Source organism: Skermanella aerolata KACC 11604 (assembly GCF_000936425.1).
GTDB lineage: Bacteria > Pseudomonadota > Alphaproteobacteria > Azospirillales > Azospirillaceae > Skermanella > Skermanella aerolata.
Genome location: NZ_AVFK01000006.1, coordinates 118,453 through 135,101 on the forward strand (window position 1 = coordinate 118,453; position 16,649 = coordinate 135,101).

The following is a 16,649-nucleotide window of genomic DNA, read 5'->3' on the forward strand; positions in this document are numbered from 1 at the left end:
TCACATCACCAGCAGGGGGTTCGGCAGGAAGGCGCCTATCAATTCGTTGTAGGCCGCCATGTCGACCAGCTTCAGCCCACGTGCCGCGAAGGCGTCCAGCGCCTCCCGGTTCGGGTAGTAGCAGAGCTTGGCGGGCAGCACGCCCGGCTCCCGCTCGTCCAGGGCTTCGCCCCGGTCGATCCAGGCGACCAGTTCGGCCATCATGGCGGCCCCGACGCGGTGCAGGTCGATATTGGCCATATGCGCGGATACGGTGGGATCGACCGGCACCTCGTGCACCATGACGATGGAACCGGCGTCCAGTTCCGGCACCATGCGGTGTACGGTGACGGTGAAGAACGGATCGCCCCGGAGCATCGCGTAGAAATGCGGGAACAGCCCGGCAAGCCGGGGAAGTGCGCCGGGGTGCATGTTGAAGGCGAGACGGGGCATCCCCGGCAGGCCGGGCCTGATCTGGAAGCTGTAGCGGATCGACAGCAGGATATCCGGGCGCATCCGCTCGACCGCCGATGCGAAGACGGGATCGTCGGAAGACCGTACGATATCCATCTTCACGCCACGGGCCGCCAGACGCGGGAAAGTCATGAGATCGGCGTAATCGTGCCGGCCGCTGGATACCAGCCGCTCGACCAGAGGTTCGACCACGCCGATCGGGAAATCGCGCTCGACGAACTTGACCTGGGCAAGCTCCGGCGTCGACTCCTCGATCGGACGCGTCCGCTCGGCCAGCATCACGCGGACCTCGTGTCCGTGCAAGGCTGGCAGCAGGACGTTCATCGCAACCAGCGAGGTGAGATCGCGCTTGGTGCAGACCAGGATCTTCATTCCGTCCCCCCGAGTTCCGCACGACCCGCGTCCCGCCGTGCGCCGCGAAGCGCGGGCACCGCGATGGCGACGACGCCATGAGTCAGCGACACGGCGACAACACCGGCGCCGATGGCGCCGATCGCCGGGCCGAAGCCGATGGAGACGGCGACCGCCGCCGCCGCCGCCGGCCCGGCGACGCTGCCGATGCGCTCCATCATCCGCAAGACGCCGAGCATGGTGGTCCGGCCGTGACGCTCGGCCTCCGGCTGGCAGACCTTGGTGGCGAAGGCGACGCCCCGCGCCACGCACATCGCGTGGCCGATCCCGAGACACGCCACGATCAGCAGGATCAGGTGCGTCTGGTCGGCGCCCGCCAGCAGCCACGCACCGGCGCCGGACACGGCGCCGCCGGCGACCATCATGGCGAAATGAACGTTGCGGCGGTCGGCGAAGCGAGCGGCCATCGGCCCGGCCGCTATGTTCATGAAGGAGTAGATGATCAGCACGCGGGCGATGTCCGCCTGCCCCGCCCCGATCTCCGCCAGCCTCAGCGGCACCAGATAGAACAGGATGCCGGTCAGCGCTATTTTCGACGGAATCGCCGCCAGCAGGAGGAACGCCAGGAACGCCGGGTTGAGCAGCATGTCGCGCATCGCGGCAAGCAGGCTGGACCTTTGGGTCGCGGGATGGATTTCCGACGGCGGCACCATGCGCCACGCGATGACGCCGGCCAGGGCAGCGACCGCCGCCGATGCCGCGAAGGCGGCGTTCGGCCCGACACGGTCGGCGACGATGCCGCCGATGGCGGTGCCGCAGATGCTGGCCGTCATCAGGGCGCCGATGAAGATCGTCATCGCCAGCGACCGCTTGGTTTCGCCGGCCGCCGCTATGATATGGCTCTGGCAGGCGATCGTGATGAGGGCGTAGCCGAGTGCCGTCAGTCCCCGGCCGCCGATCAGCCACAGGGCATCCTGGGCCAGGGCGCACAGGACATAGCCGGCGATGGCGGGCACCAGTCCCAGGATTACCATGCGGCGCGCCCCGAACCGGTCGGCCAGACGGCCACAGGACGGAGTCGCGAGCGCTATCACCGCCATATAGACGGTAAGGGGCAGCGCCGAGACCGTTTCCGCCGAAATTCCAAAGACCGGTTCCGCAAGGGAACGGCTGAACAGCGGCAGGAAGGCCTTCTGCATCTCGTCCGCCAGCACGAACAGCACGAGCGGCAGCCGGACGTCCCAGGGCGAAATCGCCTTCACCGTGCGCAGACCGTCCGCTCCGATGGCGAAGCGGTCGAGCAGTTCCTGAAGCCGTGCCGACAGGCGGCCCCGCGACGCCGCATCGCCCATCCCGGCTATCCGCGCCTTCAGGACGGCGACACGGTCATGGATCGAGCCGATGGCGCGGTCCATCGACGCCAGCGCCGAAGATACCTCCCCCGCTCCGGTGATCCGCGTCGAGGCGCCGATATCGCCATGCGCCACCCGCGACAGCTGGTCGATCAGCAGGGTAAGGGGCTCGGCGATGCTCCGCATGATCAGGACGAGCAGGATCTCGAAGGCGAGCAGCAGGCCGATCAGCAGCGCGGTCGCGACGTCGAGCACCAGCACTTCGAACTGGCCATGTACGAAGGCGGGATCGTTGGCGACCAGGATGGCGGCGGCCACCGCACCGGTTCCGCCATCGGCGTTCCCGGCGCACAGGGGGACGACGATCCCCTGGACAGGCTCCATGACCACCACGGCTTCGGCCGGGCAGGCAAGCCCGGCGGGACGGGCCGGCAACACGTCGGGCCGGACGGCGGATGTCGCGGCGATCACCGTCCAGCCATCGTCCAGCATGGCCGCATAGAGCAGGCCGCGATGAAGTTTCAGGGCGTCAGCCATGAACTCTTCCATGCCGACGAAATCACGCGGCTCCAGGCCCAGGTCCATCGCCTGAACGGCCGTCGAGGTGATCGTCGACGCCGCTATCCGCGCGGTCTGGAGGAGTTCCGGTCCGAGCACCCGTTCATAGACGCGGAACGCCATCAAGCCGGCGGCGACGGTGGCGATCACCAGCATCGTGACGCAAAGTACGACCACGCGGCTGCGCGACGCCTTCAGAAGGCCCGCGACTTCCAGTCCGGCGGGATCGGCCGGCTCGACCATGCCGTCGGAGGCGGTCATCGCACGCACCTGGGTTGCAGGGCGGCGGTACCGGCGACGGTGTCGGCCTCCATCGCGGCCAGTTCCGCGTTGATCCAGTCCAGCTTGCCCATCGCCGCGGCGCCGATCTCTCCCAGCGGATCGCCGTCCGCCGCTCCGGGACGATCCGCCATCTCGCCGATCCGCCGCAGCACCAGCGAAATCCCCCGGCAGGCGACGACGGCTCCCAAGGCGGTCAGCAGGGTGGCGAGCGTCAGCACGATACCGGACAGGGACAGGACTTCGTTGAAACTGTTGCGGACCAGCATGTTCCGGTAGGTGCTGGACGCCGCTATGCCGATATGCCCGGTCGTCCGGCCCAGCGGATCGGGGATAGCTGTCCAGACAACCAGCACATCGCCCGCATCGACCACCTTGCGCCGGTTTCCCTTCTTCGGATCGGCTTCGCCGCGCACGCCGCCGGTGCCCAGCCAGTCGAAATCGGCGCCGGCCCGGTGGAGCAGGCCGCCTTCGGCGCTGACGACGGCAAGCGCCACGATCTGCGGGTCGAGCGGCAATGCGGATTTGAGGATTTCGGAGCCGTTGCCGATCTGGTCGAGCGGGAGACCGAGCCGAACGGTGGCCGCGAAGACGTCGCCGATATCGTCGGCCAGCGCGAAGATCCGCGACTCGGTCAAGTCGAGCAGGATGTGCACGAAGGCATGCCGGCTGACGACGACGGAGGTTGCGATGGACAGAGCAAGTATGAGCCCGATGCTGGCTGTCACCCTAAATGCCAAGCGCAACAGTACCTCCGGATACGCAGCGAAATCAGGTTATGATAAATACGCCGCAAATCCCGTCGAAGAGGTTAATAACCTCGATATTTAGCGATCGAAGGGTACCAGGGCCATGGTCCGCATGCGGACCGTGACGCGCCGCTCCGCCGGGAGCAGGACGATGCCCAGATGGCCCAGGATGCCGTTCTGGCCGGTGACGTCGTCGCCGGCGATGAAATCGGCAAGATCCCGCAGGCCGCGAACCCTGCCGCCGCCCCGGCCCTTACGCATCTGCGCCGTCTTGGCGTAGACGAACAGCGGACGCGCCGCCGCGTAGTCGCCGGAAACGACGGGCAGGATCGATGGTCCCTGCCCGTCGATCAGGACCGGCTGAAGGTCCGCGGCACTGCGCTGGAACACGGAGTTGCCGACCAGTCCGATCTCTCCCTCAGCCAGGATCTTCGGGATCGACCGCTCCTCGGTCTCGGTGACGACACCGCCATCGCCACGGACGGCACCGCAGGCAGCCGTCCGGGCGGCGGCATCCAGCCGGTCTCCCAGGCCCGGACGCCCTCTGCACGCCGTCATCAGCACCTGTTCCCGCACGATCCCGAAGGTGCGGTCGGCTTGTGGCGGCAGGAGGATGCGGATTGGATCGCCGAAGCTGCGGACCCCCAAATCTTCCCATCGGACCGGCCGGGTGCCGCCGGCCCCCAGGATGTCGAAAAGCTGATCGACCGTCAGGTCGAGTACCGGACCACCGCGCCGGGTCACGAACACGGCGGTCTCGAACCCGACCGGTATCTCTACGATGTCACCTATGTCGGCGCGGCGGCATCGCGCCAGTTCGGCATGGGACATGCGCCGGTTGCTGAGCACCATGTCGGGCAGCGACGCCGGTTCGCGGCAGAAGTCGGAGAAGGCCGACCGGGTGGATGTCTCCGCCACCTGAGGAGCCGGCGTCTCGAATCGCCCGCCGAAAGCGGCCGATACGGCAGCCGCCACGGTTGCCAGAGACGGCGGAGCGGCAACGACGATCTGGTCGCGGGGCTTGTCGGCCCTCTGCCGCCCAAGCTCCGCCGCCTGCGCCGGCAGGAAAGCCGCGACGAGAAGCGCGATGCCGGCGAACAGTCCCGTTCTTTTTCCGGAGATGGCTATGCCTGAATCCCTCATCCTTGAATTCCTCATGCCTGACCCGGTGCTAGGCGCAACGAATCGGTCTACCCGAAAGAGTTAAATACAAATCTAATAAAAGTCACTGAATATAAGAAACTGCAAAATTATCAGCATAATCAGTAAGTTATTCCTGTGGCCGCTCCTCCGGCAACAGGCGTGGAGGAGACCTGTGCGGCAGGTGCCGCTTGGTTCGTAGATTTTTAAAGGTTATCGTTTAAAAATCGTCTACCCTTAGATTGGAGGAAGCGTGCGGCAGTTGTTCAAGCATTGCGCGCATAGTGTCGCCATGGCAGCCGTTCTGTTGGCGCTGACGACAGCGGAAACTCATGCAGGACGCTTCCTGGACGACAGCGATTTCGAAGAAGCGATGTCGCTCCAGCAGACCGGGCCGGTCACGGCGGCCGGTCCTGGACTTACCAAAACGGTCGTATCGGCCGATCCTGCGGCTACCGCCGGGAATGGCGGCGACGCGAGCGACTCCGTAAACGACCCGGTGGAGGAGCTGAACCGATTGGCTCACCGGCTGAACCAGGAAGTGCGCCGGTTCGTGCTTGAACCGGTGTCCGACGCCTATGTCGAAGCCACGTCCGCTCCGGTGCGGACGGGGGTCGCCAATGTCTTCTCGAACCTGCGGGAGCCCGTCTGGCTGGCCGGGCACGTCCTCAAGGGCGACTGGAACGCTGCGGAAACAACGGCGGCGCGGTTCGCCATCAACACCACCGCCGGCCTTGGCGGCGTCTACGACAAGGCGAAGGACTATGGCCTCGATCCCCGCAAGGCCACCCTGGACGAGGTCTTCTGTCATTACGGCATCGGCCCCGGCGCCTATGTCGTGCTGCCGGTGCTGGGTCCGTCGTCGGTCCGCGACGCGACCGGGCGGGTGCTAACGATCATGGCGCAATACGCGGTGCTTGGGGTGATGCTCGTTCCCTACCGCATTGCGGATGTCACGCTGCAATACATCGCGGTCAGGGACGACCTGCGCTCCGTGGAGCGGCAGGCTCTCGACGCCTATGCGGCGGAGCGCAGCGTGTTCATGCAACTCCAGAAGCTTTCCTGCGGCGAACGGCTCGACGTCGAGTCGCGGCTGTTCTTTCAGTAAGGCAGGGCAGCGGGCGCGATGTTCAGCTATCCCGGAATCATCGTAAGATGGCTGATCGCGATGTTCATCGTCTTCGCGACCTTCAATCCGTCGGGCTATTCCTATGTCCATTGGGTCCTGAGCGACAACAAGGAGCCATGGTCTCTCAAGATCCTGACCGGCATCGTCCTCGGCAGCATCGTCGCGACGTTCTTCCTGGCGACCAGGCGATCACTGGGCGTCAGGGGGATGATCGCGACTGCCGGCCTGCTGGCGGCCGCGACCTGGACGCTGATCGACCTGGGCCTGCTTCGCGATCTCTCGAACGGCGCCTACGTCACGATCGTACTGGTTGCCGTCGCGAGCGTCCTGGCGCTCGGCGTATCATGGTCGAGCCTGACTTTGCGGATGTCGGGACAGGTCGACTCGAACGACGTGACGCTCCGGTAAGTCCGAGTCACCGGGGAATGCCATGGTCCATCAGCTCTTCGATGCGCTCGACGATCCGGAAGAACGGCCGGTTGTCCACGAGGCTCATGATGACAGCGTTCTCCGCCAGCATGTCGGCGAGGTTGTTGCCGGTCATGGCCGGGCTTCCGGGATACGAGAACCGGATGTACCGGAAGAACATCATGGGGACGTCCAACTCTATGCTGGAAATCTGGTCGACCCGCACGGTCCGCTCGACGAAACCGCCTTCCAGGCCGAAAAGGGTGATGAGATAACCGAACCAGCCACCCCGCAGGATGCGCAGACGGTTTCCCTCCAGTTCGAGGTAACCGCCGAAACCGCGCGCGACCATGACAGCCCCTTCACCCTTGTCCACAGCAGCTCCCATGCGCCGATATCCAGCCCTTGCCGCCGATTATAGCCTCATGCGGTTCCAAGGGCAGTGGGCTAATACGAAAGATTGGAGATATCGCCCGTGAGCGGCGGCGGCCATCAGCATGCCAGCATCGGTCCGGGCGGACTGGTCGTCCGCCTGCTGCTGGTGGAGACCGGGACGCTGGCGACCTGGAATCCCTCCGGCTATTCCCTGCTCGGCTGGCTGACGATCGACGACGGCTGGAGCATAGCCCTGAAGTTCGCCTTTCTGGTTGCGGCGCTGGTGCTGGCCGGCTGGGGGGCGCTGACTTCCCTGGCGGCGCTTGGCCGCGGCGGCATCGCGGTAGCCGCGCTCATGCTGGCGGTCCTGACCTGGATGATCGTGGAGCAGTTTCCGCCGGACCAGCGGCTGACGGTGCTGTCATGGTGGCTGCCTGTTTCCGTCGGTATCTTGGCCACCGGCGGTATCGTCTGGGCCTCGACCGTGACCCGGCTGACCGGGCAAAGCCAAAAACGCTACATCTCGGGCTACAAGAGCCGCTGATCCGGGAAGCCTGCTCGGGAGGCACCGGTTCGGGATGACGGTTCAGTGATGCTTGGCGTAGCGGCGCTTCTGGTAGATCGCGGCGGCCAGCAAGAACACCCAGAAATTGAGCATATGCGCTACCCAGAGGATCAGCGAGACCAGGTAGATCGTCAGGAACGCCGTGGCCAGCGACAGAATCGGGATCGCCAGGAAGACGCGTGCCAGATCGGTATCCCGAGCGGTGATCAGGGCGACGGCACCGGCCAGTACAAGCAAGGCACCCGACACGAGCATGAGGTTGCCGAGCAGCGGGTCCGGCAATCCGGCAAAGGCACCGAGAGCCAGATCGATCAGGCGGTAACCGGCCGGGTCGGCCCTGCCGGCCAGGAAATCCAGCGCCGACATGTTCCAGAAGCTCGACTTGTCGAACAGGAGGGTCAGGTCGTAAACCGTCCCGTCGTCCCGGTCGTACAAGGCGCCGATACCGAGCATCAGTCCTGCCGATTTAGGAAGCACCGAGAGCGCGGGGATGCGGAAGAAGAGATGGGGGGCGAGCATGTGCAGGACCCCGTCGGACACGCTCAGCACCGCCACCGGCAGCAGCAGGGCGACCACGGTCAGCAGAGCCGGAAGGACTGTCGAAAGATCTTCGACCATGCCCGGTCAGTTGCCGACGATGCGCGCGAACAGCTCGCGGACGCTCGCGATCGCCACGTCCAGGCGGGTCGGCGGCGGCTGAAGCCGGACGACGGCGGGACCGTCCGCTTCCGGCAGCCGCGCCTGGATGTCGGAAAGCTGGCGTCCGGTACGCTCGAAACCCTCCCGCGACAGTTGGGCCTGCTGGTCGAGATCGACCCGCATTCCGCTCAGCGTCTCTTCGACGGCGCGGAGTCGGTCGTCGATCGTTCGGGTGGCGGACATACCGGCCGCCGGTATCTCCGCCGCTTGCGATCCCGACGCGACGGACGAAACGAGTTCGGCGAAAACATAGCCAAACAACCGTCCGTCGCGCGACACGGCGACCCAGGGAAGTCCCGTCACGACGCCCGGCGACTCGAGGATCGTCCCCGGCTCCACCGTCGCGAGCACAGCCGCCGACCTTGACGGCTCCGCCCGGAGATTGACCCTGCCGTTCGCCCGGAGGGCCGGCGGCCCGGCCTCCAGCGGGGGCCGGGCAGATGCGGCTTCCCGTTCCACCGCGGTCCGGGATGCCGCGGCGGCCGGAAAGGCCGCCGGAGCCGTCAGGGCAAGGGCCGCGAGCGCGGCGATGCGGATACGGCTCCGCCGCATCAGGTCTTATCCGCTTGCCGCACCACGACCAGCGCATCGTTGAGCTTGCGCAGGGACTGCTCGAACGCCAGACGGGCCTTGGCGTGGACCAGCCAGTCGGCCACCGCCGGCTGCTGCCGGAGATCGCTGGAGAGAGCTATGCGGATCGCCGAGGCCAGATCGGAATCGACCGACCGGTATGCGTCGCGCAAAGAGGCGGCCGGGCTCTGCTGGTTGAGCGGAAGGCCCAGCGTCTCGCCGACATCGGTCACGGTGCGGTTGATGAAAGTCTGCACGGTATGGACGGTGGTCTGCGGATGCGGCGCCGCCGTTTCCTCGATCCGGCCGGCGATGCGGCTAAGGTCGGACTTCAGGTTCTGGCGGGAGATGGCGCCGCCGGGTATCGCCGCTCCCAGTTCGGCCGCGGCGGCGGTCGCCTCGGGAATGCTGGCCGCCAGCGTGACGAGGCGGCCGATTTCGTTCTGGGTCAGGGCGGCGCCCGAGGTGGCGCTGCTCATCGCACGGACCACCATGTCGGCGGCGGCGACCCGCGCCAGCGCGCCGAGGCTGGCTTCGACCTGGGAGATCCGCTTGTCGAGCGCGTCGGCCCGAACCGGCAGGGCGGCGCCGGCCGACAATTCGGTGCGGAGCGCCGCCACTTCGCCGGACAGCTTGTCGAAGGAAACCGCCGCATCCTTGGACGCGGCGTTCGCCGCTTTGACCGATGCCGTGAGCGCCGACGCCGCGGCAGCCGACTCGCGAACGGCGGGCTGGACCCGCGTCAGCATCCAGCCGGTGGAACCGATCGACGCCGCAAGGGCGATGAAGGACAGGAAAACGGCCACGGTCGATCCGCCGCCGGACTTCGCGGGCCGGCTTGCCGCCGGCTCGCGGGGGGCCGGCTCCGGGGAGGCCGGGTCACGCTGAGGCACATTGTCATCGGATTCGTCAGCCATCGATCTCTCCAATAAAACACAGCCTGTTACAGATCCAGGCAGCCCTAAAAAAACGATGCGGATCGGACACTATTCGGAATGACCCCGGCCGGGCTGTCCCGTGGAGGACCTGCCGCTGGGCCGTGGACGCGGACTAAGCGCCCCGCGAGGCGGTCCCTTTATCTTCCCCGGAAGATTGCCGCATACCCAAATTCGCATCGATACTCACCGGTCCGTCGTCCTACCCCTCTCCGAAGGGTAAGCGATTTATACATCTAGTGTAATTCAAAAGAATTAGAGATAATATGAAGAAGATGGTTTCGCAACGTCGCTGCGGCCTCCGGCCTGGGGATTCAATGAAGAGTTCGGATCAGATTTCTTCCGGCGATACGATGGAGCGCCCGCTGCCTGCAACGGCCGGCGAAACGGATACGGAGACGGCTTCCACCGTGCTCCGACCGGACATCGGAGTTATCGCCGAGACGCCTGAGCACCTGCGGGAAGAGATTCCGTATTCGCCTCCGCCGCCGGAATTCACCGCGCGGTCACGCGACCGGGGCAGTCTCGAAACGCCACTGCCCCGGCGTCCGAGTCGGGCACCGCTGCTGCTGTCGATGCTGGCAATAAGCGTATCTGGGATTGCACTAGCCGGTCCGGCTGCCAAGCCTTGGGTTGAAAAACACCTTACCGTCCCACCCCATTATGCTTTCCTTCTGGGAGACTCGGGCATTGCGGAGCTGTCGGCGCGGACCGACGATGCCGAACGGCGCATGACGGCGGTCGCGGCCAGGGTGGACGCGATCGAAGCCGTGGGCGGCAACGTCAACGTCGCGGCATTGCGAATCGAGAGGCTGGAGCGCGCCGGATCGGCGGCGGACACCCGACTCGGCGAAATGGCGGCACGGCTCGATGCCCTGGCCGCACGGCTCGATACCGGCGAAGCGCGCATCAATACGGCGGCTTCGCTGGCTCAGGTCGGCGAACGCGGCGCCGCCATCCAGGCGAGCCTCGGCGCGGTCGACGCGGAGCACGACAGGCGCATCGCGGAGCTGGAAGCGGCGCTGTCCTCCAGCCGGACCGATCTCACCGCGGCCCAGGCGGAACTGGGCGCCCTCGCGGGCCGGCTGAGCGAAGCGGCGCAGGCCGCCCAGGCAAGCACCGCGGCCGCCTTCGAGGAGCTTCGGCGGGCCGATCAGACCCGCTTGAAGACGACCCGGATGGCGCTCGCCGTCCAGCAGCTCGGCGCCAAACTCCAGACCTCGCGGCCGTTCGAGCGGGAAATCGACATCATCCGCCGGCTGACCGCCGGCAATCCAGCCTACGCCGAAACGGTCGCCGTACTCGGGCAGAGCGCCGGGACCGGCGTCGCGACGCTGAGCGAGCTGCGGGAGAGCTTCAACGCCCTGGTGGCTCCGCGCATCCTGACGGCGGTTTCGGCGACCACCCAGCGCGGGTTGAGCGACCGGGTCGGATCGTGGCTCGAGTCGATCGCCGAGGCGGCCGGCGCCGAGTCGTCGCGCACCACCTCGCCCGAGCAGCAAACCCTCGAAGCGACCGCCCGACGGCTTGCCGAGAGCGACCTGAAAGGAGCCGTCGAGCTGATTTCCCGCATGGGAGCGCCCGCCAGCATCGTCGCCCGCCGCTGGCTTCTCGAAGCCAGCGGCCGTCTGGCCGTCGACGATGCGACGGCCACCCTCCTCACCCTTACCCTCGATCCGATGATCGAGGGATGACCGCCCCCGCGACACGCCCAAGGAACGACGACATGAGAACATGCGCCTTCACCGCTGCCGCCCTTATAATGACGATCAGCCTTGCCCAGCCAGCATCGGCGCAGGACGGCGGTCCTTCGGCAATGCCGGCGACGCCGGTGCCGGGCATCGAGTCCCCCGCTCCGGCACCGCTGCCCGCTCCGGCCTATCCGGCCGCCGATACGAGTGCTGCCAGCAACCGCCTGCTCGCCATCGGGCTGGGCGCCCTGGGGGGTGTCGTCGCCTTCAATCTGGCGACCGGCGGCTTGTCCGCATTGCCGCTGATCGGTGGCGGAACCGCTGCTACCGGCACCCTGTCGGCCAGTGAAGGCGCCGTCGCGATCAGCCGTGTCTATGCGGTGTCGAGTTCACTCGCCGGCGCCTTGTTCGCCGACTGGCTGACATCGCCCGAGTCGGTTGCGCCGGTGCGCTCCGGCAAGATCTCCACGGCGGTCGCCTATCGCGTCATGCCATAGGAGGCATCGGCGCCGGGATCGGCGCCGATGCCGGCAGCAGGTGAACCGCCCGGACGCTTCAGGATCGAAGCGTCCACCTTCCGCACGCTCGTCATAGGCTGATTTATTTACTTCTTTGCGGGTAACTTTCACGGGAGCCCGCATCGAACGCAATCCGCTCTTATCCGAGTCGATCAAGTCCCGATCTGATCAGGTGGCCGCATGGACTTCATTACGTTTCCTCTCATCGCGATCCTGTCGATTTTCGGCCTCGGTCTTTATACCGGGTACGACAGCATCGTGTTCGATCCGATCTCCTCTCCGAAATGGGCGCAGGAGCAAGGCTACAGCCCCCGGGTCCTGACCCGCCAGCTGACGGACGAGATCCGTGCGGTCCGGGTGGGCGCCGGCTCACGGCTTCGCAGCATCGACCTCGGCAACGAGGACAAGGACGAGTCGCTTGCCGAGATCGGCGAGTATTTCGAGATCCAGGTGCTGGTCAACGCCGCCCGTAAATATGTCGGCGTCGTCAAGATGACCATCTCCGGCGAGCTGTTCGACGTCGATGACGAGCATGTCATGCTGCGCATCCGGATCACCGACCGGGCCGGCAAGGTCCGGAGCAACCAGTTCACGGGAGCGCGGACCGATCTCCCCCTGCTGCTCAAGCAGGCCGGGTTCGAGACCGTGAAGACGGTCGATCCCTATATAGCGGCTCTGTATGTCCGGGCCACGGAACAGAAGAGCGCGTCCGCCGACTTCGCCAAGACCTACGAGATGATCGAGCATTGCTTCAGCGCGATGCCCGAGAGCGAGCAGCCGCTGATCTTCAATCTCTGGGGCCGGACGCTGTTCCTTCAGAAGAAGTATGAGGAAGCGATTGCCATATTCGGGCGTGCGACCGAACTCGACCCGACGCTGTCGCTGCCCTACCTCAACATCGGCCAGTCGCTGAACCGGCTCAACCGGCCGCTGGAAGCGCTGGACATGCTGGAAATCGCCGGCCGGCTGGAGCCCAACGCTGTTATGATCCGCGAGGAGCGGGCAACGGCCTATGAGGCGATGGGCCGGCCTGAGGACGCCATCGCGGAACTCTCCCTCGGGACTGAACTGGCGCCTGACAATCCCACCCTCCACGCGCGCCTGGGCCGCCTGCTGATGGCATCCGGACGGACCGACGAAGCCTCCGCCGCCCTGCGCAAGGCGCTCCGTCTGGCTCCTACCGACCGGTCGATCAGCGGCGATCTTGAGAAAGCGATGAAGCCGAGGCAGACTTGATGCCGGTCCGCGTCCTGGCCGCGGCCATGTTCGCGGTATCGTCCCTGCCTGCGGAAGCGGCGGTCACACTGCTGGGCGGCGGGCCGCCCGGCTCTATCGCCGAAGCGATCGCCGCCGCCGTTCCCGGCGCCCTTCCGGCCGGCCACCCGGTGGTCGTCGAGAAGCCGGCGCCCGACGCAAGTCCGCTCGATGCTCTGGAGCACGGCCGGGCAGCAGCAGCCGTGCTCCACGGCGACATATTCCGGAACGCGGCCAAGCGGTCGTCCGCCATTGCCGATCTCGAGTACTTTCCGCTTCGCCGTGCCTGCTTCGTCCTGCTCGTCCCGATCGACTCGGCGGCCGACGCCTCCGCCCTGCTGGCGGCGTCGGCCGCCCCTTCCGGCGGGACCATCGATATCGGCAGCGCCGGATCGCTCACCGCCGGCAGCTGGGCGGTGCTTTCGGCTGCCTATCCGCCGCTCGCCTCGATCAGGACCGAGACGCGCGGGGGCATGCGGGCGGTTGCGCGCCTGCTCAACCAGCAGGTCTCGGCGGTATTGCTCTCCAGCCTCGAGATCGTGCCGGGCGACGTCTCGACCAATGCCGTGATCGACGGTCTGGCCCGGATGATCCCCCTGGGCGACGAAGCGCTCTGGCAGGCCGCCGACGCCGCCGGTCTCGGCTACCAGCGCCGCCAGCTGACGATCGAGGATGCCAAGGACGGCGGCCCGAAGCTCACGGACGAGGCGTTGTGTACCGACCTGGGCATTGCCGTTTCCGATGCCGCATCGCCCGGCATCTCCGAAGCCATAGCGGCCGCCGCGAGCGAAAAGCGCCTGTCGGGCGATGCACGATCGCTGGTGGACAGCATGTACGACCTTTGGTCGATCTCCGTCTCCGAAGCCGCCGGTGCGATCGGTTGGGCTTTGAAGAAGGGCGGGCAAGCCGCCCAGGAAATCGCCCCTCGCTGGTTCGCAAGACCCTGACCGGCTGACCCAGTTTGACCAGCCCCAAGAAATCACAGGACCCGTCGATGGCCGACTCTTCCGAACAGCGCCGCAAATTCAAGGCCATGGTCCCGTTCTTCGCGGATGACGGATCCCTGCTGACGGCGGAGCGCGAGCGCGAGGCGCTGCGTACCGCCGTCGTCGATCTCGATCTCGATCCCGACGAGGCGCACGGAGCGATCCGGCAAGCCGCGCGCGAGCGGGGCATCGTCCTGGAGAGCAAGGCGGTCGAGCTTGTCCAGGCGCTTCTCAACAACACGCCCAAAGGCAAGGTGCCCAGGAAGCGCTTCGAGGAAGCGGTGACGACATATGCCACCCTGACCAACCGCCCGAAGGACACCGTCCGCGCCGAGAAGCGCGTCAAGTCGCTGATGGCCGGGCTGGCGCTGGTGCCTAAAAGGTCCGCCCTGGGCAGCCGGCGCTGGTACAACCGCATCAAGGTCGACGACTGATGGGAATCCAGGCCGAACGTCGGAGTCCATCGGATCTGGTCCGGTGTCTGGGCTGGGGTCTGGTCCGTGGTCTGGTCGTCGCGAGCCTGCTCGCGGCCGGCGCGGGCCGCTGCCAGCAGGCACAGGCTGCCGATTCGGTCTTCGCCGAGATCCTCGCCGGCGACAATCCCATGGCGACGCCGCTCGACCGTCTGATCGACCGGTTCGCCGCCCTTATGCTGCCGCCGTCTCCGACGGAAGCCCTTGATGCGGTATCGCCGGAAGCCGGCGTCTTCTGGCGCCTAATCGCGGACTGCGGTTACCGGGTCACTGAAGTCGTCACCGAGTCCGGTCTCCTGCCGAAGCTGAAGGTCCACCTGGAACGCACGCTGGAATTGTCGGAAGAGGATCGGACCTGGATCGGGCGCCGTCTGGACGACTGGGCCGCCGACGACCAGGGACTCACCGCCACATTGTCCCGGCACATCGTGATCGCATTGCTGGAAGCGTCGGAAGACCCGCGGCTGGACGCAGTTGCGGTCGATATCGCCTTGGGTCCCCTGCCGGCAGCGACGTTCCGGCTGGCACCCCGAACGACCGGCTTCCCGACCTCTCCCCCTCCCGGTTTTGTCAGGGACAGGAACTCCCATGAGCCTTGACGGGGCTCCCGGTACGACACCGTGGCTGCTTGCCGCGGGTGTCCCCGCGATCGGCGCCACGGCCTTCGTGGTCTGGGGCGGCATCGTGCTGGCGATGCGGAACCTGCTCGGGGACCCGACCCCGCTGTTTTCCGAAGCGCAGAGCGGCGCCGCCTTCGGCTGGCTGGAGCAGGTCTTCATCGGGTTGATCGCGGCGACCCTCAGCTTCGGCTGGGTTGCCGGCAACGCGCTGGAGCACGCTTATCGGGCAGAGGGTTCGTATCTCGGCGGCATCCGCGCGGCGGCGTCCGGCCTGCCGGCGGACGAGGCCGGCAGGCTGGAGCGGGCGGTGAGCGCCTATGCCGCCGATGTCGTCGGCGCCGAAGCCGGCGGCAAGGTCTCGACGGCGGCGAGCGTGTCCCTAGAACTCCTGGTCGCGATCTGCCGCGACGCGGTCGACCGCGGCATCGGCAGCATCCAGACCCGGTCTTCGCTGGACACCCTGTCGAAATTGCTGCCGGCATCCCGGCAGGCGCGGCTTTCGGCGATCAACCGCTATAGCCTGCCGCTGCCGCCCGGCCTCGTGATCGTGCCGCTGGGGCTGGGACTCCTGCTGGGCGCCACCCTGCGCACCAGCACGCATGTCAGCGACGCCGTGTTCAACGGTCTCCACGCGAGCGGCATCGCGATCGCCGCCGCGGTCGCGCTGGCGCTGGTCCTGCCGACGATGGCGGTCGCGGTTCCGGCCACTCTGACCGATCTGGCGTCACCCCAGCCCGGTATTCGGCCCGGTGCGGTGTCCGGCGCGGCGGCGGGGGGCCGATGACGCTTACGACCGAGTTCCTCCTGTGGATGGCCGGAGCGGTTTTGTGGGCGGTGTCGGGCTTGGCTATCGTCCGTTACTACCTGACGGAAGCGGAGCTCGCCGGCAACAATCCCGGCGGCGGCTTCAAATACATGTACTTCGCCCAGGTCTTCGCCGGGTTCGCCGCATTCGTCCTCGTCCAGGCCAGCGACACGCGGGAAACCGCTGCGACGGCCATCGCCCAGGAAACCGCGGCGCTCCGCGCCCTGGTCATGGTTTCCACCGCCGGCGGGATGGACGCCGATGGCCGGATCGCGGCGGCGGTCAAGGACTACGGCGAGGCGGTCGCCGCCGACGAGTGGCAGGAGATGGCCGCCGGCGCTCATAGCCCCCTCGCCGCCCGGCGCTTCGACGAGGTCTTGCGCGCCTTCCACAACGCCCCGGCTACCGATCCCGCCACCACGTCGTCACCGGTCGCGGCCGAGATGGGCAGCCAGCTGGCGGTAGCCGCCGTCTCAGCCCGCAACCAGCGCATCGACGTGGCCGCGGGCAACGCCTTCGACAAGATGCTGTGGACGGCGGTGGGTGCGCTGGCCCTGGTCTCGATCGCGTTCAACTGGGCATTGGGATCGACGTCCGTGATCATGCACGCTTTGACCACCTCGATGCTGACGATGACCATGGCGCAGATGCTCCACCTCGCCGTTCTGATGGGCAGCCCCTTCGCCGGCTCCGCACCGCTCAGTCCGCACCGTTTCCTCGCCCTGCCGGGATTCTGACC

General features: G+C 66.9%; 19 protein-coding genes. 11 read left to right on the forward strand and 8 right to left on the reverse strand.

What is annotated here, in order from left to right:
* The 4 genes from N826_RS09915 to N826_RS09930 all read right to left on the reverse strand — a co-directional run bounded on the left by N826_RS09915 (position 1) and on the right by N826_RS09930 (position 4,885).
* Positions 1-825, reverse strand: a complete 825-nt coding sequence (locus N826_RS09915) for a formyltransferase family protein (RefSeq protein WP_044428145.1) — start codon at positions 823-825, stop codon at positions 1-3.
* Positions 822-2,975 (reverse strand): MFS transporter, encoded by a 2,154-nt coding sequence (locus N826_RS09920; RefSeq protein WP_044428146.1) that lies wholly within the window; start codon positions 2,973-2,975, stop codon positions 822-824. The genes N826_RS09915 and N826_RS09920 overlap by 4 nt, the downstream gene beginning before the upstream one ends.
* Complete coding sequence (locus N826_RS09925) at positions 2,972-3,739, reverse strand: hypothetical protein (RefSeq protein WP_147040365.1); 768 nt, start codon at positions 3,737-3,739, stop codon at positions 2,972-2,974. Before N826_RS09925 ends, N826_RS09920 begins: the two co-directional genes overlap by 4 nt.
* Positions 3,740-3,820: 81 nt before the next feature.
* Positions 3,821-4,885, reverse strand: a complete 1,065-nt coding sequence (locus tag N826_RS09930) for a substrate-binding domain-containing protein (protein ID WP_044428149.1) — start codon at positions 4,883-4,885, stop codon at positions 3,821-3,823.
* A 289-nt stretch (positions 4,886-5,174) separates the two neighbouring features.
* Between N826_RS09930 and N826_RS39830 the strand changes: the two genes are divergently transcribed.
* Both N826_RS39830 and N826_RS09940 read left to right on the forward strand, forming a co-directional pair.
* The gene (locus N826_RS39830) at positions 5,175-5,990 is read left to right on the forward strand and encodes an MlaA family lipoprotein (RefSeq protein WP_052830990.1); all 816 of its coding nucleotides are present in this window, start codon (positions 5,175-5,177) and stop codon (positions 5,988-5,990) included.
* An 18-nt stretch (positions 5,991-6,008) separates the two neighbouring features.
* Complete coding sequence (locus tag N826_RS09940; RefSeq protein ID WP_044428151.1) at positions 6,009-6,419, forward strand: DUF6524 family protein; 411 nt, start codon at positions 6,009-6,011, stop codon at positions 6,417-6,419.
* Positions 6,420-6,426: 7 nt separating this feature from the next.
* On the opposite strand, the gene N826_RS09945 is transcribed toward N826_RS09940, so the two are convergent.
* A complete protein-coding gene (locus N826_RS09945; protein ID WP_044428153.1) occupies positions 6,427-6,807 on the reverse strand; it encodes a hypothetical protein in 381 nt (126 codons plus the stop codon).
* A gap of 87 nt (positions 6,808-6,894) precedes the next feature.
* Here N826_RS09945 and N826_RS09950 point away from each other — a divergent pair, with 87 nt between their 5' ends.
* Positions 6,895-7,338 carry a DUF6524 family protein gene (locus N826_RS09950; protein ID WP_044428155.1) on the forward strand — a complete coding sequence of 148 codons (444 nt, stop codon included), beginning with the start codon at positions 6,895-6,897 and terminating at the stop codon, positions 7,336-7,338.
* A gap of 42 nt (positions 7,339-7,380) precedes the next feature.
* On the opposite strand, the gene N826_RS09955 is transcribed toward N826_RS09950, so the two are convergent.
* Genes N826_RS09955 through N826_RS09965 form a run of 3 tightly spaced genes read right to left on the reverse strand, consistent with a single transcriptional unit; the run spans position 7,381 to position 9,545 of the window.
* Positions 7,381-7,977 carry a hypothetical protein gene (locus tag N826_RS09955; RefSeq protein ID WP_044428157.1) on the reverse strand — a complete coding sequence of 199 codons (597 nt, stop codon included), beginning with the start codon at positions 7,975-7,977 and terminating at the stop codon, positions 7,381-7,383.
* A 6-nt stretch (positions 7,978-7,983) separates the two neighbouring features.
* Entirely contained in the window at positions 7,984-8,610 is a 627-nt protein-coding gene (locus N826_RS09960; RefSeq protein WP_044428160.1) for an SH3 domain-containing protein, read from the reverse strand.
* Positions 8,610-9,545, reverse strand: coding sequence for a hypothetical protein (locus N826_RS09965; protein ID WP_044428162.1), 936 nt, complete (start codon positions 9,543-9,545; stop codon positions 8,610-8,612). The genes N826_RS09960 and N826_RS09965 overlap by 1 nt, the downstream gene beginning before the upstream one ends.
* Before the next feature lie 335 nt (positions 9,546-9,880).
* Between N826_RS09965 and N826_RS09970 the strand changes: the two genes are divergently transcribed.
* The 8 genes from N826_RS09970 to N826_RS10005 all read left to right on the forward strand — a co-directional run bounded on the left by N826_RS09970 (position 9,881) and on the right by N826_RS10005 (position 16,647).
* Positions 9,881-11,257, forward strand: coding sequence for an MICOS complex subunit MIC60 (locus N826_RS09970; protein WP_044428164.1), 1,377 nt, complete (start codon positions 9,881-9,883; stop codon positions 11,255-11,257).
* Positions 11,258-11,289: 32 nt separating this feature from the next.
* The gene (locus N826_RS09975; RefSeq protein WP_147040363.1) at positions 11,290-11,751 is read left to right on the forward strand and encodes a hypothetical protein; all 462 of its coding nucleotides are present in this window, start codon (positions 11,290-11,292) and stop codon (positions 11,749-11,751) included.
* Positions 11,752-11,952: 201 nt separating this feature from the next.
* On the forward strand, positions 11,953-13,008 hold the full coding sequence (locus N826_RS09980; RefSeq protein WP_044428166.1) for a tetratricopeptide repeat protein: 1,056 nt from the start codon (positions 11,953-11,955) through the stop codon (positions 13,006-13,008).
* Positions 13,008-13,973, forward strand: a complete 966-nt coding sequence (locus N826_RS09985) for a hypothetical protein (protein ID WP_044428167.1) — start codon at positions 13,008-13,010, stop codon at positions 13,971-13,973. The genes N826_RS09980 and N826_RS09985 overlap by 1 nt, the downstream gene beginning before the upstream one ends.
* A 47-nt stretch (positions 13,974-14,020) precedes the next feature.
* Positions 14,021-14,446: a hypothetical protein gene (locus tag N826_RS09990; protein ID WP_044428168.1), complete on the forward strand. Its 426-nt coding sequence runs from the start codon at positions 14,021-14,023 to the stop codon at positions 14,444-14,446.
* A complete protein-coding gene (locus tag N826_RS09995) occupies positions 14,446-15,084 on the forward strand; it encodes a hypothetical protein (protein ID WP_044428169.1) in 639 nt (212 codons plus the stop codon). Before N826_RS09990 ends, N826_RS09995 begins: the two co-directional genes overlap by 1 nt.
* Entirely contained in the window at positions 15,074-15,889 is an 816-nt protein-coding gene (locus N826_RS10000) for a hypothetical protein (RefSeq protein ID WP_044428170.1), read from the forward strand. The genes N826_RS09995 and N826_RS10000 overlap by 11 nt, the downstream gene beginning before the upstream one ends.
* Positions 15,886-16,647, forward strand: a complete 762-nt coding sequence (locus N826_RS10005) for a bestrophin-like domain (RefSeq protein ID WP_044428171.1) — start codon at positions 15,886-15,888, stop codon at positions 16,645-16,647. Before N826_RS10000 ends, N826_RS10005 begins: the two co-directional genes overlap by 4 nt.
* Positions 16,648-16,649 lie beyond the last annotated feature (2 nt).

What these genes read in the sequence shown, in the direction of transcription:
- N826_RS09915 (WP_044428145.1), bottom strand. Translation starts at nt 825, where the DNA reads ATGAAGATCCTGGTCTGCACCAAGCGCGATCTCACCTCGCTGGTTGCG.
- N826_RS09920 (WP_044428146.1), bottom strand. Translation starts at nt 2,975, where the DNA reads ATGACCGCCTCCGACGGCATGGTCGAGCCGGCCGATCCCGCCGGACTG.
- N826_RS09930 (WP_044428149.1), bottom strand. Translation starts at nt 4,885, where the DNA reads ATGAGGGATTCAGGCATAGCCATCTCCGGAAAAAGAACGGGACTGTTC.
- N826_RS39830 (WP_052830990.1), top strand. Translation starts at nt 5,175, where the DNA reads ATGGCAGCCGTTCTGTTGGCGCTGACGACAGCGGAAACTCATGCAGGA.
- N826_RS09940 (WP_044428151.1), top strand. Translation starts at nt 6,009, where the DNA reads ATGTTCAGCTATCCCGGAATCATCGTAAGATGGCTGATCGCGATGTTC.
- N826_RS09945 (WP_044428153.1), bottom strand. Translation starts at nt 6,807, where the DNA reads ATGGGAGCTGCTGTGGACAAGGGTGAAGGGGCTGTCATGGTCGCGCGC.
- N826_RS09955 (WP_044428157.1), bottom strand. Translation starts at nt 7,977, where the DNA reads ATGGTCGAAGATCTTTCGACAGTCCTTCCGGCTCTGCTGACCGTGGTC.
- N826_RS09960 (WP_044428160.1), bottom strand. Translation starts at nt 8,610, where the DNA reads ATGCGGCGGAGCCGTATCCGCATCGCCGCGCTCGCGGCCCTTGCCCTG.
- N826_RS09965 (WP_044428162.1), bottom strand. Translation starts at nt 9,545, where the DNA reads ATGGCTGACGAATCCGATGACAATGTGCCTCAGCGTGACCCGGCCTCC.
- N826_RS09970 (WP_044428164.1), top strand. Translation starts at nt 9,881, where the DNA reads ATGAAGAGTTCGGATCAGATTTCTTCCGGCGATACGATGGAGCGCCCG.
- N826_RS09975 (WP_147040363.1), top strand. Translation starts at nt 11,290, where the DNA reads ATGAGAACATGCGCCTTCACCGCTGCCGCCCTTATAATGACGATCAGC.
- N826_RS09980 (WP_044428166.1), top strand. Translation starts at nt 11,953, where the DNA reads ATGGACTTCATTACGTTTCCTCTCATCGCGATCCTGTCGATTTTCGGC.
- N826_RS09985 (WP_044428167.1), top strand. Translation starts at nt 13,008, where the DNA reads ATGCCGGTCCGCGTCCTGGCCGCGGCCATGTTCGCGGTATCGTCCCTG.
- N826_RS09990 (WP_044428168.1), top strand. Translation starts at nt 14,021, where the DNA reads ATGGCCGACTCTTCCGAACAGCGCCGCAAATTCAAGGCCATGGTCCCG.
- N826_RS09995 (WP_044428169.1), top strand. Translation starts at nt 14,446, where the DNA reads ATGGGAATCCAGGCCGAACGTCGGAGTCCATCGGATCTGGTCCGGTGT.
- N826_RS10000 (WP_044428170.1), top strand. Translation starts at nt 15,074, where the DNA reads ATGAGCCTTGACGGGGCTCCCGGTACGACACCGTGGCTGCTTGCCGCG.
- N826_RS10005 (WP_044428171.1), top strand. Translation starts at nt 15,886, where the DNA reads ATGACGCTTACGACCGAGTTCCTCCTGTGGATGGCCGGAGCGGTTTTG.